This is a genomic window from Pseudomonas sp. Pme6b, from assembly GCF_058129925.1.
Genome location: NZ_CM176704.1, coordinates 488,460 through 503,823, shown reverse-complemented (window position 1 = coordinate 503,823; position 15,364 = coordinate 488,460). Strand labels below are relative to the sequence as shown.

The 15,364-nt window shown below is 61.2% G+C and carries 16 protein-coding genes; 13 read left to right on the top strand and 3 right to left on the bottom strand.

What is annotated here, in order from left to right:
- Both AC4ANE_RS02305 and mdcA read right to left on the bottom strand, forming a co-directional pair.
- Positions 1 to 876, bottom strand: a complete 876-nt coding sequence (locus tag AC4ANE_RS02305) for a triphosphoribosyl-dephospho-CoA synthase (RefSeq protein WP_002551693.1) — start codon at positions 874 to 876, stop codon at positions 1 to 3.
- Positions 876 to 2,549: a malonate decarboxylase subunit alpha gene (gene mdcA, locus AC4ANE_RS02300; RefSeq protein WP_178090259.1), complete on the bottom strand. Its 1,674-nt coding sequence runs from the start codon at positions 2,547 to 2,549 to the stop codon at positions 876 to 878. Before mdcA ends, AC4ANE_RS02305 begins: the two co-directional genes overlap by 1 nt.
- Positions 2,550 to 2,811: 262 nt before the next feature.
- On the opposite strand from mdcA, the gene AC4ANE_RS02295 reads away from it, so the two are divergent.
- Positions 2,812 to 3,204, top strand: a complete 393-nt coding sequence (locus AC4ANE_RS02295) for a PAAR domain-containing protein (RefSeq protein WP_002551691.1) — start codon at positions 2,812 to 2,814, stop codon at positions 3,202 to 3,204.
- A gap of 221 nt (positions 3,205 to 3,425) precedes the next feature.
- On the opposite strand, the gene AC4ANE_RS02290 is transcribed toward AC4ANE_RS02295, so the two are convergent.
- Positions 3,426 to 4,205 (bottom strand): ParA family protein, encoded by a 780-nt coding sequence (locus AC4ANE_RS02290; RefSeq protein WP_002551690.1) that lies wholly within the window; start codon positions 4,203 to 4,205, stop codon positions 3,426 to 3,428.
- Between the two features lie 309 nt (positions 4,206 to 4,514).
- Between AC4ANE_RS02290 and AC4ANE_RS02285 the strand changes: the two genes are divergently transcribed.
- The 12 genes from AC4ANE_RS02285 to AC4ANE_RS02230 are packed head-to-tail and all read left to right on the top strand — an operon-like array spanning position 4,515 to position 15,328.
- Positions 4,515 to 5,234 carry a beta-ketoacyl synthase chain length factor gene (locus AC4ANE_RS02285; RefSeq protein WP_002551689.1) on the top strand — a complete coding sequence of 240 codons (720 nt, stop codon included), beginning with the start codon at positions 4,515 to 4,517 and terminating at the stop codon, positions 5,232 to 5,234.
- Positions 5,210 to 6,022, top strand: coding sequence for a lysophospholipid acyltransferase family protein (locus tag AC4ANE_RS02280; RefSeq protein WP_002551688.1), 813 nt, complete (start codon positions 5,210 to 5,212; stop codon positions 6,020 to 6,022). The genes AC4ANE_RS02285 and AC4ANE_RS02280 overlap by 25 nt, the downstream gene beginning before the upstream one ends.
- A complete protein-coding gene (locus AC4ANE_RS02275; protein WP_002551687.1) occupies positions 5,997 to 6,257 on the top strand; it encodes a phosphopantetheine-binding protein in 261 nt (86 codons plus the stop codon). The genes AC4ANE_RS02280 and AC4ANE_RS02275 overlap by 26 nt, the downstream gene beginning before the upstream one ends.
- Before the next feature lie 9 nt (positions 6,258 to 6,266).
- Positions 6,267 to 6,521, top strand: coding sequence for an acyl carrier protein (locus tag AC4ANE_RS02270; protein WP_002551686.1), 255 nt, complete (start codon positions 6,267 to 6,269; stop codon positions 6,519 to 6,521).
- Positions 6,518 to 7,063: a COG4648 family protein gene (locus AC4ANE_RS02265; protein WP_002551685.1), complete on the top strand. Its 546-nt coding sequence runs from the start codon at positions 6,518 to 6,520 to the stop codon at positions 7,061 to 7,063. Before AC4ANE_RS02270 ends, AC4ANE_RS02265 begins: the two co-directional genes overlap by 4 nt.
- Positions 7,064 to 7,073: 10 nt before the next feature.
- On the top strand, positions 7,074 to 8,756 hold the full coding sequence (locus AC4ANE_RS02260; protein ID WP_031594995.1) for an acyl-CoA synthetase family protein: 1,683 nt from the start codon (positions 7,074 to 7,076) through the stop codon (positions 8,754 to 8,756).
- Complete coding sequence (locus AC4ANE_RS02255) at positions 8,749 to 9,483, top strand: glycosyltransferase family 2 protein (RefSeq protein ID WP_002551683.1); 735 nt, start codon at positions 8,749 to 8,751, stop codon at positions 9,481 to 9,483. Before AC4ANE_RS02260 ends, AC4ANE_RS02255 begins: the two co-directional genes overlap by 8 nt.
- On the top strand, positions 9,480 to 10,427 hold the full coding sequence (locus AC4ANE_RS02250) for a lysophospholipid acyltransferase family protein (RefSeq protein ID WP_002551682.1): 948 nt from the start codon (positions 9,480 to 9,482) through the stop codon (positions 10,425 to 10,427). Before AC4ANE_RS02255 ends, AC4ANE_RS02250 begins: the two co-directional genes overlap by 4 nt.
- Positions 10,408 to 11,955 (top strand): HAL/PAL/TAL family ammonia-lyase, encoded by a 1,548-nt coding sequence (locus AC4ANE_RS02245; protein ID WP_031594994.1) that lies wholly within the window; start codon positions 10,408 to 10,410, stop codon positions 11,953 to 11,955. The genes AC4ANE_RS02250 and AC4ANE_RS02245 overlap by 20 nt, the downstream gene beginning before the upstream one ends.
- Entirely contained in the window at positions 11,945 to 12,370 is a 426-nt protein-coding gene (locus tag AC4ANE_RS02240; protein ID WP_002551680.1) for an acyl-CoA thioesterase, read from the top strand. The genes AC4ANE_RS02245 and AC4ANE_RS02240 overlap by 11 nt, the downstream gene beginning before the upstream one ends.
- Positions 12,367 to 12,981 (top strand): outer membrane lipoprotein carrier protein LolA, encoded by a 615-nt coding sequence (locus tag AC4ANE_RS02235; protein WP_002551679.1) that lies wholly within the window; start codon positions 12,367 to 12,369, stop codon positions 12,979 to 12,981. Before AC4ANE_RS02240 ends, AC4ANE_RS02235 begins: the two co-directional genes overlap by 4 nt.
- On the top strand, positions 12,965 to 15,328 hold the full coding sequence (locus AC4ANE_RS02230) for an MMPL family transporter (RefSeq protein WP_031594993.1): 2,364 nt from the start codon (positions 12,965 to 12,967) through the stop codon (positions 15,326 to 15,328). Before AC4ANE_RS02235 ends, AC4ANE_RS02230 begins: the two co-directional genes overlap by 17 nt.
- Positions 15,329 to 15,364 lie beyond the last annotated feature (36 nt).

Genomic DNA, 15,364 nt, shown 5'->3' with positions numbered 1-15,364 from the left:
TCAGACACTCCTCGAAACACGGCCGAGCGCAGGCTCCAGGCCGTCGATAAACAGGCAGGCAGCCAGCAGATCAGCCGCGCCGCCAGGCGAAGCATTCAGCGCCAGCAGTTGCTGATCCAGTTGGTTCAGTGCGCGGCGCCCGGCAAGGCTGGCACTGCCGCCAACGTCCAGCACGTGCTGAGCGCCGCGCTGCATGGTGTGCAAGCCTTCGATACCGGCACGATGCAGCACGCAGGTGTCGGACAGGGTGGTCATGATCGCCAGCAGCGCATCCAGCCGGGCGTTCTGCTCGCCACTGCCCGCCGCGCGACTGCGTTGCAGTTGCGGCAAGGCGAAATCCCTGACTGCCGGGAAGCCTTGCTGCGCCTGTTCCCGGGCGCCCATTACACCGTAACGGCGAACCACTTCATTACCGTGACTGCCTTGCACGAGCACCTGGCGGTCCTTGATCTGCGCCAGGCTGGCAGCCCGCGCGAAGACGGCTTCGGGTGCGCAGTTGCGGGCATCCAGCGCGGCAGCTGTCACCAGCAGGCCCAGCGCCCAGATCGCACCTCGATGAGTATTCACGCCCAGGGTGGTGCGCAGCATCGTCGCTTCACCTTCGCGACCGAGACGGCCGAGCGCCTCACGTAATGGCTGGCCCACTGTGTTGAATTGCCCAGCGGCGTCAGCCATTAACTTGAAGGTCGGCCACAGTGACAGCGCCGAGGAGTGCATCAGGCCCAGGTGCAGGTCGGTGTGTGCGCCGCTGCCACGCCGGTCCACCAGTGCAGGTTTGGGCGACAGGTCGGCTTCGGCGATCAGGGCATCGACGGCCAGATCGGCCAGTCGCTCGGCAAGCGAAGCAGCTAGCGGTGTCAATTGAAGTGCGCTCATCACCAACTCCTGAATTTGGCAGGCGGGCTGTACAAACCACCGGACCACTGAACCAGATCGGCAATGCTCTTGGCCGCAAGCAGTTCACGGCTGGCATCGGTGCGCCGGATGCCGAGGTCTTCCGGCAGCGCGATCAACCCTTCACGACGCATACGTGCGGTGTCTTTCGGGTTATGGCGCAAGCCGATCACGGTCACGCCCGCCACGGCGGCAATCATCGCCTGACGCTCTTCCAGGCTGCGCGCCTTGTAGAGGTAGGCGATGCCTTCTTCGGTCAACAAATGAGTGACGTCGTCGCCGTAGATCATGATCGGTGCCAGCGGCATGCCGCTTTTCTTCGCCACTTCTACAGCGTCCAGCGTTTCAACGAAGGTCGGCTTGCCGCCCTCCTGAAACGTCTCGACCATCTGCACCACGAGCTTTTTGCCGCGCTCCAGATAGGCATCCGGGCCGCTCTCGTTCTGTTGGCGCATGTCCAGCCATGCCGGGGTGGCATGACGTCGGCCGCGCGGATCATGGCCCATGTTCGGTGCGCCGCCAAAACCTGCCAGCCTGCCACGGGTGACGGTCGAGGAATGCCCGTCTCCATCCACCTGCAAAGTCGCGCCGATAAACAGGTCAACGGCATATTGGCCAGCCAGCTGACAGAGTTGGCGATTGGAACGCAGCGAGCCATCGCGCCCGGTGAAGAACACATCCGGGCGCGCAGCAATGTAGTTTTCCATGCCCAGTTCGGTGCCGAAGCAATGCACGCTCTCGACCCAACCGCTTTCGATGGCCGGGATCAGTGTCGGATGCGGGTTAAGCGTCCAGTTACGGCAGATCTTGCCCTTGAGGCCCAGCGACTCGCCGTAAGTCGGCAGAATCAGTTCAATGGCTGCGGTATTGAAGCCAATGCCGTGGTTCAGCGACTGAACGTTGTGTTTTTCGTAGATGCCGCGAATCGCCATCATCGCCATCAATACGTGCACCGGCTTGATGTGGCGTGGGTCGCGGGTGAACAGCGGCTCGATGTAGAACGGCTTGTCGGCCACCACCACAAAATCGACCCACGAGGCCGGAATGTCCACCCGAGGCAGTTCGCTGACGTCATCCACCAATTGATTGACCTGAACGATGACGATGCCATCGCTGAACGCAGCCGGCTCGATCAGCGCGGGGGTGTCTTCGGTGCTCGGGCCGGTGTAGATGTTGCCTGCCCGGTCGGCCATGAAGCCTGCGGCCAGCACCACGTTGGGGATCAGGTCCACCACCAGCCGCGAATACAGTTCGATGTAGGTGTGGATCGCACCGATTTCCAACAGGCCGTCTTCCAGCAGTTGGCTGATGCGCAGGCTTTGTGTGCCGGCAAACGAGAAGTCCAGTTTGCGTGCGATGCCTTGCTCGAAAAGGTCCAGATGCTCGGCGCGGCCAACGCTCGGCATGATCATGTGCAGGTCATGCACCTTGCCCGGATCGACTTTGGCCAGCGCGCGGGACAGGAAGTCCGCCTGCTTCTGGTTGTTGCCCTCAAGCACCACCCGATCACCGGAAACCAGCAAGGCCTCCAGCGCCGCGACAATCTTGTCGGTCGGCAGCACTACGCCATCGGCCAGCGCCCGCACCTGCTCCAGACGCCGCTGCTTCTCGGTGCGACGACGTGTCCAGTGTGCGTCGGGGGAAGTTGTTGTCATGATCGCTCCACGATTTTGCTGTCGTGGGCCACCTTAGGAGCGATAGGGGCACGCATCAATCAAGCAGCGAGGCGAATCGTTACGGCTGGAGTAACGATAGTAAAAGTGTTCGTTTTTTGATCACCTTTATTGGTGCCCGTAACATCCGCGAAACGCCCTGCTGATCTTTGTGTAGGACCGGTCTTTAACAGAACTTCTGCGCACCTGAGTAGCGGTTTTACGCCTAGCCTTCAGGCTTCCAGAACTCAAAGGAAGCACTGCCATGTCGTTCATAGTCAGGGAAGGCGATCTCACCACCACGGGCGGCTTTGTGCTGGCCGCATCGGCAAGCGAGGTCATTGACCTGCGTCGCGTGGCCCGCATGGGCGACCCGGTGTGGTGTCCGGCATGCGGGGAAATTGGTTTCATTGCCCAGGGCAACCCGACATATGTCGACGATCTGGTGGCGGTTGCCACGCAGGGACATGCAGTGGAGTGCGGCTGCAAACCCGGCAGCAACCGCCTGAGCGCCTCGCAGGAACACGTTCAGGCCGACATGGACGCTGCTGTCACCATCTCCACCGAACTGGCCTCGGCCGCGCGGCTGCATGCAGAGCACCTGGCCTGCTCATTGAGAGACGGCAGCTATACGCCCGAGGTGCTCCGGCCACGATGATTTCTGTGTCTGAGCGTTATGCATAAGTCTTGAGATGCTCACAGATTGGCTTCTGCCCGCAGGGCGTGGGAGCGAACTTGTTCGCGAATACGGTAGTTCAGACGATACATTTTCTGTGACTATACCGGCCCTTTCGTGAACAAGTTCACTCCCACGGCCTTCGGCCAGAATCAAAAGCGGACTTGTGTATAACGCTGAGTGCTACGCGCGGTGCATACCCATCACGGATGGGCATTGGTCTCCAGCAAGTGATGCAGGTCAACGAACTGCTGCGTCAGCTTGTGACGGGGGTCCAGGTGGATCAGCAGCAGGCTGGCCTGATGCGACTCACGCATTTTCACCGATGCGCCCAGGTAGACCGGCAACACCGGCAGCCCCTCGGCTATCAGCTCGTCGAGCATCTGCTGCGGCAGGCTGGCTCGGGGCTGGAACTGGTTGACGATGATGCCTTCAACCTGAAGATCTTCGTTGTGATCCTCTTTCAGCTCCTCGATCTCGCGCATCAGTCCGTACAGCGCCTGTCGGGAAAAGCTGTCGCAGTCGAACGGAATCAATACACGATCAGACGCAATAAGCGCCGAAACCGCATAAAAGTTCAGTGCTGGCGGCGTATCCAGATAAATCCGCTCGTAATCCTCACTCAGTTCGTCGAGCAGTTTGCGCAGCTTGTTGATCTTGTGCTTTGCCTCAAGTTTGGGCTGCAAGTCGGCAAGCTCGGCAGTGGCCGTGACCACATGCAGGTTATCGAACGGTGTTTCATAGATATCGACGTGGTTTTTCTTGGCGAACGGTGCTGCTGACAGTGTGTTCTTGAAGAACTCGGCAATACCCATCGGAATATCCTGACCGGTAAGGCCGGTGAGGTACTGAGTCGAGTTGGCTTGGGCATCGAGATCGATCAACAACGTCCGATAGCCTTCGTGAGCGCTGACTGCAGCCAGATTGCAGGCGATGCTCGATTTGCCTACACCGCCCTTCTGATTGAATACCACGCGACGCATGCTTTGGGTTCCTTGACAGATGAAGAAACAGCAGGTGTGGCCGATAACGACCTTAAGAGGTGTAGAGTCTAGGCAGTACATATGACAACAGCGAGCTTATCGCAAAACGGCACGTACCTGCCTGTCATCCTAAAGCCAGACTTGAACTTTAAAATACACGTCTGTAAACGATTTTTTATGTAACAAATTTGCTAGTAATGACCCCCATCGGGATAATGCGCGCACTCGGTCAAATTACCGCACCCAGGCTGATATCTACCTGATATCGATGTAGCGAGAAACGAGCCCGCAGGGGCGGGAAGAGAAGTTTTGATCACCTTCAACATTGCACGATGGCATGCCTGGGCTCCGGGCCTGGCGAGCGCGGACGACTGGCTGCAATGGAGCCGCAATCCGACGCTACTGGAAACCAGTGATGCCGCGCCAGACGTGTCTTTCCTGCCTGCCATGCAACGTCGCCGCCTGGGCCGCATGGCCAGAATGGCATTTGCCGTCGGCTGGCCATTGACTGAAGGCTTGGGGCGCGTACCGCTGGTGTTTGTCTCGCGCCACGGAGAAACCCCGAGAACGTTTGAAATTCTGCGCGATCTGGCTGCGAACGAGCCGGTTTCACCGACCCAGTTCAGCCTTTCAGTGCATAACGCAGTGATTGGCCTGTGGTCGATCATGCGCGGTGAAACAAGTGAGATGACAGCCCTGGCCGCCGCAGGCGACGGGCTGGAGTATGGAGCGTTCGAGGCCGCAGCGTTGTTGGCCGAGGGTGCAGAAGCAGTATTGCTTGTGGTGACTGAAGAGCAGCCACCACACGCTTATGCACAATGGATTGATGACGTGCCCTTTCCCTACGCGGTCGGCTTGCTGCTGACGCCCGGCAACGAGTGGGAATTGTCTTTGCACAGCGACACACAAGGGAACCCGCAGACTCGATGGCCCCACGCATTGAATCTGCTGCAAGCCTTGCACACTGATCAATCCGTCTGCCTGCACCCCTGGAATAACCGGTTATGGAACTGGCAACGCAAGAACTGAAAAAACGTCAGGATGCTTATTACTGGCGTTTGCTGGCAACCGCCTTCAGCTTTGCCCTCTTCGGGCTCAGCGGCCTGTGCCTGCGCTTGTTCGTTTTTCCGGTACTGAGTTGCCTGCCCGGCAGTGTAGCCAGTCATCAGCGCCGCGCCAGGCGGACCATCAGCCGCCTGTTCTGGCTGTTCATCCGCATCATGGCGCGCATGGGCGTGTTGACCTACGAGGTACAGGGTGCCGAAAAGCTTGGCCGCCCCGGGCAGATGATCATTGCCAACCACCCGTCATTGATCGACGTGGTGTTCCTGATCGGGCTGGTGCGTGACGCCAATTGCGTGGTCAAGCGCAGCCTGTGGGAAAACTCGTTCACCCGTGGCCCGGTGCGCTCCGCAGGTTACATCAGCAACGACGGCAGCATGGACATGCTCGATGCCGCCGTGGAGCGCCTGCAAAGCGGCCAGACACTGATTATTTTCCCCGAAGGCACCCGCACCCAGCCGGGTCAGCCGCCGGTCTTTCACCGGGGCGCGGCCGCCATTGCACTGCGTGGCGCGAGCATGATCACTCCGGTGACCATCAAGGTCCAGCCGACCACTCTGACCAAGGCCGAGCCCTGGTATCGCATTGCACAACGCCGCGTGCACTTCAGTTTGCGCGTCGGTGCCGATATAGACCCCACCGCCTTCAGTTCGCTGGGTCCGCCGCCCGTGGCGTCCCGCAAGCTCAACGATTACCTGCATGACTATTTCACCAAGGAGCTCGCCTCAGATGAGCGATCTGCACCAGGACATTAAATTGTTGATCATCGATGCCCTGGGCCTCGAAGACATCACTCCGGAAGATATCGGCAACGATATGACGCTATTCGGCGAAGGACTGGGACTGGACTCGGTGGATGCGCTCGAACTGGGCCTGGCCATCCAGAAGCGCTATGGCATCAAGATCGATGCCGATGCAAAGGACACCCGTAACCATTTCGCCAGCGTCGACAGCCTTGCGGCCTTCGTCAGCGCCAGACAACCGGCCTGAGAATTGAACATGCAAACCCGTGAAGACATCTTCGAAATCCTGCGCGCCGCAATGGTGGAACTGTTCGAACTGGAGCCTGAGAGGGTCACACTTGAAGCCAACCTGTATCAGGACCTGGAAATCGACAGCATCGATGCCGTGGACCTGATCGACCACATCAAACGCAAGACCGGCAAGAAGATTGCCGCTGAAGAGTTCAAGTCAGTCAGAACCGTGAACGACGTGGTAGAGGCCGTCTACAAACTGGTCAACACGGCCGAATGAAGCGGCTGATTGGCCTGATTCTGGTGCTGGCCGGTGTGCTGTATCCGTTTGCCGTCTACTGGGGAACCGAACACTTCGCCCCGTGGCAGTTCGCGCTGCTGCTGGGCAGCCTGTGGCTGGCGCGCGCACTGACCGGCGAGCGCAAGCCCGGCAGCCTGGCGATGGCGCTCGTCGCCCTGGTTTTTTGCGTGGCGCTGGGCGTAATCGACAGCCACCTGATGTTGCGCTGGTATCCGGTACTGGTCAGCGCGTTCATGCTCGGCCTGTTCGGTTCAAGCCTGGTCTACGGCCCGCCTATCGTAGAAAGAATGGCGCGCATAAACCGCCCTGAACTGCCCGATTCCGGCATCCGCTACACCCGTAAAGTCACGCAGATCTGGTGCCTGTTCTTCCTCGCCAATGGCCTCACGGCAGCCATACTGACGCTCTGGGCACCGTTGTCCTGGTGGACGCTGTACACCGGCCTGGTTTCCTACGGATTGATGGGCCTGTTGTTCGCTGTTGAATGGATCGTCCGCCCACCCTCTGCGGGCGGCAAATGAAATGGATCGCATGAACTGGTTGAACCTTGAACACCTGCTGCTCGACGCCCTGCCCGACCGGCTGCTGACGCTGGCCCCGACCCTGGATCACGCGCAATTTCGTGATCAGGCATTGAGTGTGGCCGCAGGACTGCAAGCCCGCGGTATCAAAAACCTCGCGGTACACCTTGAAGATGCCGCTGACCTGGCTGTCGCCTTGTTCGGTGCCTGGCGCGCCGGTGTGCACGTGTTGCTGCCCGCGGACTTGCAAGGCCAGACCCGCGAGCGCTGGGCCAATCAGGTCGACCTGTGGCTGACCGACCTGACGCAAGACACGCATTTAAGCGATCTGCACGCCGCGCAGTTGGCTCCGGCAGCGCTTGACCTTGACCAGTGCCGGTTGAGCCTGTGCACCTCGGGTTCCAGCGGCGAGCCCAAACTGATTGAAAAACGCCTGCGCCAGCTGGCCAACGAAGTCTGCGGGCTGGAACAGCTGTGGGGCGCGCAGATTGGTTCGGCATGCATGATCGGCAGCGTTGCGACGCAACATATTTATGGGCTGCTGTTCCGTTTGCTATGGCCGCTGTGCGCCGCGCGCCCGTTCGTGCGCCGCCAGTTGCCGTTTGCCGAAGACCTGCAACGCGCCAGCCGCGAATACCCGTCCTTTGCCTGGGTCGCCAGCCCGGCACTGCTCAAGCGCATGGGCGACAACCTCGACTGGAGCAGCCTCAGTGCCGTGCGCCGGGTGTTTTCATCCGGCGGCGCATTGCCAGCCGAAGCGGCGCAAAGTCTGCAACAACGTCTTGGCCAGTGGCCGACGGAAATTCTCGGCAGTTCGGAAACCGGTGGCATCGCCTGGCGGCAGGGCGAACAGCACTGGCAAGCCTTCGACGGCGTAGAGCTGAGTCAGAACAACGAAGGGGCGCTGCGCATCAGCTCGCCCTATCTGCCGCCCGGTCACGTAGAGCAGACCGCCGATGCCGTGCAGATTGGCAATGATGGGCGATTCGAACTGCTGGGCAGGCTGGACCGCATCGTCAAACTCGAAGAAAAGCGCGTGTCGTTGCCACTGATCGAGCAGGCCCTTACGACTCACGAGTGGGTAAATGAAGCGCGCCTTGGCGTGGTTCAGGAAAACCGTGCGTCGCTTGGCGCGCTGCTGGTGCTGAGCGATGCGGGCTTGCTGGCCCTGCGTAATCAGGGCCGTCGAGCGCTTACCGAAGCCTTGCGCCAGTATTTGCGACCGCACTGCGAAACCATCGCTCTGCCGCGGCGCTGGCGTCTGCTGCGGCAAATGCCCCTCAATGCCCAGGGCAAACTGGCGCAGATGGACGTGCAGAACCTGCTCATGGCCTCACGCCCCAGGCAACCGCAAGTGCTTGACCAACAGACGGTCGACGGCGAATTGCACCTGCAACTGATGGTCCCGCCAGATCTGGCATTTTTCAGCGGCCACTTTCCCAAGGCACCGGTCTTGCCAGGCGTGGTTCAGGTCGAATGGGCGATCAGTCTGGGGCAGCGCCTGTTGAATCTGCCAACCGACTTTGCCGGCATGGAAGTGCTCAAGTTTCAGCAACTGGTGCGCCCCGGCGACCGCCTGAAACTGACCCTGCGCTTCGATGCCGCTCGCTCAAAGCTGCATTTCGCCTTTCACAACAGCGAAAACGCACCCTGCTCCAGCGGCCGGATTGTGCTGGAGGGAGATCATGCATAAGCCTTGCGTGATCATTCCGGTGTTCGACCACGAACTGGCCGTGCCCAGCGTGGTCAAGGCCGTCCGCAACGCAGGCTTGCCCTGCATATTGGTGGACGATGCCAGCAGCCCGGCTTGCGCCGCAGTGTTACAGCAGCTGGCGCAGGGTGAGGGTATTTACCTGTTGCGCCTGCCGGTCAATCAAGGCAAGGGCGGCGCGGTCATGGCCGGGTTCCGCGAGGCGGCACGCCTGGGTTTCAGCCATGCGTTGCAGGTCGATGCCGATGGTCAGCATGACCTGAACGATATTCCGGTGTTTCTGGAGCAGTCACGCCAGTACCCGCAAGCGTTGATCTGTGGCTATCCGCAGTACGACGAAAGCGTGCCCAAAGGCCGCCTGTACGCCCGTTATCTCACCCACGTCTGGGTATGGATCAACACCCTGTCACTGCATATTCGCGATTCCATGTGCGGCTTTCGGCTCTACCCGCTGGCCCCGGTTCTGGCGCTGATCGACAGCGTGCAGATCGGCAGGCGCATGGACTTCGACTCGGAAATTCTCGTGCGCCTGTCATGGCGTGGCCAGGCGATGCGCTGGCTGCCGACCCGCGTTCACTATCCGCAGGACGGCCTGTCGCATTTCCGCCTGTTTCACGACAACGCCCTGATCTCGAAAATGCACGCCAAGCTGTTCTTCGGCATGCTGATGCGTCTGCCGGTGATCCTCTGGCGGCGGTGGCGCTCATGACCATTGAAAAGTCGCCCAAGGAACATTGGGCCAGTCACGAAGAGCGTGGCAGCTTCCTGCTCATGAAGCTTACCGCCTGGGGCATGCGCGTGCTCGGTCGTCGCCTGCTCAGCCCGGTGCTGTATGGCATCGTTCTATATTTCTTCGCCTTCGGCCGCCGTGCCCGACACAGCATCTGGGAATACCAGCAGCGCCTGGCGGACTGGAGCGCCAGACCCGAACTGCGCCCCAGCCAACGGCGCGTGTTTGGCCAGTTCATGGCCTTCGCCGAGGCACTGCTCGACAAGCTTGATGTGTGGAACGGCAAGCTGGGCATCGAGCAGATCGAGATCATCGACCCAGCCCTGCTGCGCCACAACCTGCGCGGCGAGCGCGGACAAATGCTGGTCGGGGCACATCTGGGCAACCTTGAGGTGTGCCGCGCACTGGCCGAACTCGGCGAAAAAGTTACCATGAACGTGCTGGTGCACACCAAGCACGCCGAACGCTTCAATCGCCTGCTCGGTGAAGCCGGAGCGACCAACCTGCGGCTGATTCAGGTCAGCGAACTGGACCCGGCGATCATGCTGCAACTCAGCCAGCGTCTGGACGAAGGCGAGTGGCTGGCCATCGCCGGTGACCGCGTTGCCCTGCACGGCGGGCGCAATGTGCGGGTCGACTTTCTGGGCAAGCCCGCGACGTTTCCGCAAGGCCCGTGGCTGCTGGCCGGTCTGCTCAAGTGCCCGGTCAATCTGTTTTTCTGCCTTAAAGGCCCGAACGGCTATCGGGTGATTCTCGAACCGTTCTCCGACGCCATCGAATGGCGACGCAGCGACCGAGCCCAGGTCATCGCCCACTGGGCCACGCGTTATGCCGAGCGTCTTGGGCACTACTGCCTGGAAGCCCCGCAGCAGTGGTTCAATTTCTACCCATTCTGGAAGTCCGATGATGATTCAAGCTCCTGACCCGATCATTTTCGGCGAGCGCGCCCTGTGTATCGAAGACGTGCTGGCCCTGGCCAATCGGCAGGCACCGAGTGCGTTGCAAGGCGACGCTGAATTTCGCGCACGCATTGCCAGGGGCGCGCAGTTTCTCGATTCGTTACTGAACAAGGAAGGCGTGATCTACGGCGTCACCACCGGCTACGGCGACTCCTGCGTGGTGGCCGTGCCATTGGAACATGTCGAGGCGCTGCCGCAGCATTTGTACACGTTTCACGGCTGCGGGCTGGGCAAGCTGCTGGACGCCCAGGCCACCCGCGCAGTGCTGGCGGCACGTTTGCAGTCACTGTGTCAGGGCGTTTCCGGGGTGCGCGTCGAACTGCTTGAGCGTTTGCAGGCGTTTATCGATCAGGACGTGCTGCCGCTGATCCCGGAAGAGGGCTCGGTGGGTGCCAGCGGTGATCTGACCCCACTGTCTTACGTGGCCGCGACCCTGTCCGGCGAGCGCGACGTGATGTTCCGTGGCGAGCGCCGTCCGGCCAGCGACGTGCACCGCGAACTGGGCTGGACGCCGCTGGTGCTGCGCCCCAAGGAAGCGCTGGCGCTGATGAGCGGCACCGCCGTCATGACCGGCATCGCGTGCCTGGCGTTCGCCCGCGCCGATTACCTGTTGCAACTGGCGACCCGTATCACCGCCATGAACGTGGTGGCGCTGCAAGGCAACCCGGAGCACTTCGACGAGCGCCTGTTCGCCGCCAAGCCGCATCCGGGCCAGATGCAGGTAGCCGCGTGGTTGCGTCAGGACCTGGCCATCGACGCGCCAACCGCCCCACTGCATCGTTTGCAGGACCGCTATTCGCTGCGCTGCGCACCGCATGTGCTGGGCGTGCTGGCCGACAGCCTGAACTGGCTGCGCTCGTTCATTGAGATCGAGCTGAACAGCGCCAACGACAACCCGATCATCGAGGCCGAAGCAGAGCGCGTGTTGCACGGCGGGCATTTCTACGGCGGGCACATTGCTTTTGCCATGGACAGCCTGAAAACGCTGGTGGCCAATGTCGCAGACCTGCTCGACCGGCAATTGGCGCTGCTGATCGACGAACGTTACAACCACGGCTTGCCGAGCAATCTGTCAGGGGCCAGCGCCGAGCGGGCCATGCTCAATCACGGTTTCAAGGCGGTGCAGATAGGCACCAGCGCATGGACCGCCGAAGCACTGAAAAACACCATGCCGGCCAGCGTATTCTCGCGCTCCACCGAATGCCACAATCAGGACAAGGTGAGCATGGGCACCATCGCTGCGCGTGACGCCATTCGGGTGCTGGAGCTGACCGAGCAGGTTGCCGCCGCCACGCTGATCGCCGCCAACCAAGGTATATGGCTGCGCAGCAAGGCTGCCGATGCGCTCCCGCTGCCACCAGCACTGGCGGCCATGCACCAACAGCTGGGCGAGGACTTTGCCCCTGTCATCGAAGACCGGGCGCTGGAGAATGAACTGCGCCTGCGCCTGAAACATATTGCCAACCGCCGCTGGAGCTTGCATGCGCAGTAAGGGTTTTCTGCACGTCGACACCGAAATCGTGGTGCCGTTTTTCGACGTCGACATGATGAACATCGTCTGGCACGGGCATTACGTCAAATACCTGGAAGTCGCACGCTGCGCATTGCTCGACCACATTGGTCATAACTACATGCAGATGCTCGAATCCGGTTATGGTTGGCCGGTGATCGACCTGCAACTGCGCTACGTGCGCAGCGCGGTGTTCGGCCAGACACTGAACGTACGCGCCAGTCTGGTGGAGTGGGAGAACCGTCTGAAGATCAACTACCTGATCACCGACGCACACACCGGCGAACGCTTGACCCGCGCCAGCACCGTGCAGGTTGCGGTCGACAGCCAGAGCCGGGAAATGCAACTGGCATCGCCCCAGGTCTTTATCGATGCCGTGAAGAGAGCTTTGCCATGAACCGTCCGTTTCGCGCCTTGCTGCTATTGGGGTTGCTGTGCCTGTCTTCACTGGCGCAGGCTTTCGATCTACAACAACTGAGTGATCAGCTCGCTAAACCTGCGGTGGTGCAAGGGCGCTTCATTCAGGAAAAACACCTGCGCGCCCTGCCGCAACCACTGCTCAGCAAAGGCCGCTTCGTGCTCGCCAGGGATTTCGGGCTGCTCTGGCTGCTGGAAACACCGCTGAAACAGGATTACCGCATCAATGCCAGCGGCATTTCCCGCCGCGAAAGCGTGGGCGACATCAGCACCTGGAAGCCCGTACCAAACAAAAATGCCGGGGCCGAGCAGAACCGCTTGTTCCTTGCTGTACTGCAGGGCGACAGCAGCGGCCTGCAACGGGATTTCGACTTGCAGCTCAAGGGCGACGCGAACGCCTGGCAACTCACGCTCACACCGCGCTCGATGCTGCTGCAACAAGTGTTCAAACAGATCAACATCGATGGCGGAGAACTGGTCCAGCGTATCGAGTTGCTGGAAACCCAGGGCGACAGTACCGTCCTGAAAATGCTCGACAGCAGCAGTGCTTCCTCCCTGACCGATGCGCAGCGCAATGACTTCAACGACTGAGCGGCTATTGCCGCGACTGTTCCTGCTGATTCTGGCAAGCGTGCTGGCGCTGGCCGGCTGGCAGTGGCACGACCGCTCGCCGCTGTCGGCCAACCTCATGGAACTGGTGCCGGGCACTGACAACGACGAACTGGTGGTGAGCGCCGAAAAGCGCATGCAGGAACCGCTCAATCGCGAAATGCTCGTGCTGGTGGGTCACACCGACCGCCAGCAGGCTGTGGAACTGGCTCGCACGCTGGCGGAGCAATGGCAAGCGAGCGGCCTGTTCGAGAAGGTTCAGTGGTCGCTGCAAGCCGATCTGCCCGCGTTGCGCACCCAGTTGCTGCAAGGGCGAATCGCGATGTTGCCGGCAGCGGATCGCGCTCTGTTGATCGATGAGCCGAAGACTTTCATCGAGCAGCGTGTACAAACTCTCTTCGACCCGTTTGCCGGGTTCAGCCTGGTGCCGGGTCAGGATGACTGGCTGGGGCTGACCGGACGTATCCAGAACAGCTTGCCGAAACAGGGCTCGGTCGAGGCGGATCTGGCCAGCGGCGCGCTGATCGCCAGCGCCGAGGGCAAAAGCTGGGTACTGCTGCGTTCGCGAACCCGAACCGATGCTTTCGATCTGCACCTGCCCGGTCAGGTCGCCGACCTGCTGGCGCAAGCGCGGGTGCAGGCGCAGCAGGCCGGTGGGCAATTGCTCGCCGCCAGCGGCCTGCTGTACGCCGCCGACGGGCAGAAGCAGGCCAGCCGGGAAATCACCTGGGTCGGCGGGGGCGCCACACTCGGTATTCTGTTGCTGCTGTTGCTGGCATTCCGACGCTGGAGCGTGCTGCTGGCGTTTGTACCGGTGATAGTCGGCATGCTCTTCGGTGCAGTGGCTTGCGTGGCGCTGTTTGGCAGCATGCACGTCATGACGCTGGTGCTGGGTTCCAGCCTGATTGGTGTGGCGGTGGATTACCCACTGCATTACCTGTCCAAGAGCTGGAGCCTGAAACCCTGGCGCAGTTGGCCCGCCTTGCGCCTGACCCTGCCGGGCCTGACGCTGAGCCTGATCACCAGTTGTATCGGCTATCTCGCCCTGGCCTGGACGCCGTTCCCGGCACTGACACAAATTGCCGTGTTCTCCGCTGCGGGCCTGATCGGCGCTTACCTGACTGCGGTGTGTCTGCTGCCCGCGCTGCTTGCAAAGGTCGAGATCAACCCCGCGCAATGGCCGCTGAAACTGGCGAAACTGATGCTCGATTGCCGCGCAGCGCTGTTGCAGCGCATCAGCACGCCGATTCTGCTGGCGCTGCTGCTGGCCTTCTGCGGCGGCGGGCTCTGGCACCTGACCACCAAGAACGATATCCGCCAATGGGTGGCAGCACCTCAGGCGTTGACCGATGAAGCCCAGGCCATCGCACGGATCACCGGTTATCAGCCCACCAGCCAGTTTTTTCTGGTGCGCGGCAAGGACCAACAGCAGTTGCTGGATCGGCAGTCCGAACTGACCCAACGGCTCGACCAACTGGTCAGCATGGACAAGCTGCAGGGTTACATGGCCCTCAACCAGTTGCTGGATTCGCCTGCCGAGCAGCAACTGACCCGTGATGCACTGGGCAAATTGCCGCAACACTGGGAGCCACTGGTACAGCTTGGCGTTCCGGCCAACGCACTGAAAACCGAACTCGCGCAATTGCAGGCACTGCCAACGCAAGACATTGATCAGGCGCTTCAAGGCCCGCTCAGCGAACCGTGGCGCACGCTCTGGCTAGGCGCCAGCGAAGATGCCGAAGGCGACGCTCAGGTAGCCAGCATCGTCAGCCTGCGTGGCATGAACAGCATGGCGTTGCTGCGCGTGCAGGCCATCGGACTGGAGGGCGTGCAACTGGTCGACCGCCTGGGTGAGCTCAACGAGGTGTTTGCCCACACGCAGATCAGCGCAGCGGAATTGAAACTGGCATCGTGCGTACTGATCGTCCTGCTGCTGATCGCTCCGTTTGGCTTCGGCGGTGCGTTGCGCATCGTCGCCCTGCCCCTGCTGGCGGCCCTGTGCAGCCTCGCCAGCCTGGGCTGGCTCGGTCAGCCGCTGACTCTGTTCAGCCTGTTCGGCCTGTTGCTGGTCACGGCGATCAGCGTCGATTACGCCATCCTGATGCGCGAGCAGATAGGCGGCGCGGCGGTCAGCCTGCTGGGCACGCTGCTGGCAGCGGTCACCACGTGGCTGTCGTTCGGCCTGCTGGCTGTTTCCGGCACCCCGGCGATCAGCAATTTCGGCCTGTCGGTCAGCCTGGGGCTGGCCTTCAGCTTTCTTCTGGCACCGTGGGCCAGCCCGCGTAAAGCGCTTCATTCGCCAGCCAATGCTGAAGGGCCACACGCATGAGTCTTGCAGCGTTGTCGTCACTCCCTGCCACCGCCC

Excerpts from the sequence above, each read along its gene's own strand:
- AC4ANE_RS02295 (WP_002551691.1), top strand. The coding sequence starts at position 2,812 with ATGTCGTTCATAGTCAGGGAAGGCGATCTCACCACCACGGGCGGCTTT.
- AC4ANE_RS02255 (WP_002551683.1), top strand. The coding sequence starts at position 8,749 with ATGCATAAGCCTTGCGTGATCATTCCGGTGTTCGACCACGAACTGGCC.
- AC4ANE_RS02260 (WP_031594995.1), top strand. The coding sequence starts at position 7,074 with ATGAACTGGTTGAACCTTGAACACCTGCTGCTCGACGCCCTGCCCGAC.
- AC4ANE_RS02275 (WP_002551687.1), top strand. The coding sequence starts at position 5,997 with ATGAGCGATCTGCACCAGGACATTAAATTGTTGATCATCGATGCCCTG.
- AC4ANE_RS02250 (WP_002551682.1), top strand. The coding sequence starts at position 9,480 with ATGACCATTGAAAAGTCGCCCAAGGAACATTGGGCCAGTCACGAAGAG.
- AC4ANE_RS02245 (WP_031594994.1), top strand. The coding sequence starts at position 10,408 with ATGATGATTCAAGCTCCTGACCCGATCATTTTCGGCGAGCGCGCCCTG.
- AC4ANE_RS02240 (WP_002551680.1), top strand. The coding sequence starts at position 11,945 with ATGCGCAGTAAGGGTTTTCTGCACGTCGACACCGAAATCGTGGTGCCG.
- AC4ANE_RS02280 (WP_002551688.1), top strand. The coding sequence starts at position 5,210 with ATGGAACTGGCAACGCAAGAACTGAAAAAACGTCAGGATGCTTATTAC.
- AC4ANE_RS02265 (WP_002551685.1), top strand. The coding sequence starts at position 6,518 with ATGAAGCGGCTGATTGGCCTGATTCTGGTGCTGGCCGGTGTGCTGTAT.
- AC4ANE_RS02290 (WP_002551690.1), bottom strand. The coding sequence starts at position 4,205 with ATGCGTCGCGTGGTATTCAATCAGAAGGGCGGTGTAGGCAAATCGAGC.
- AC4ANE_RS02235 (WP_002551679.1), top strand. The coding sequence starts at position 12,367 with ATGAACCGTCCGTTTCGCGCCTTGCTGCTATTGGGGTTGCTGTGCCTG.
- AC4ANE_RS02230 (WP_031594993.1), top strand. The coding sequence starts at position 12,965 with ATGACTTCAACGACTGAGCGGCTATTGCCGCGACTGTTCCTGCTGATT.
- mdcA (WP_178090259.1), bottom strand. The coding sequence starts at position 2,549 with ATGACAACAACTTCCCCCGACGCACACTGGACACGTCGTCGCACCGAG.
- AC4ANE_RS02305 (WP_002551693.1), bottom strand. The coding sequence starts at position 876 with ATGAGCGCACTTCAATTGACACCGCTAGCTGCTTCGCTTGCCGAGCGA.
- AC4ANE_RS02270 (WP_002551686.1), top strand. The coding sequence starts at position 6,267 with ATGCAAACCCGTGAAGACATCTTCGAAATCCTGCGCGCCGCAATGGTG.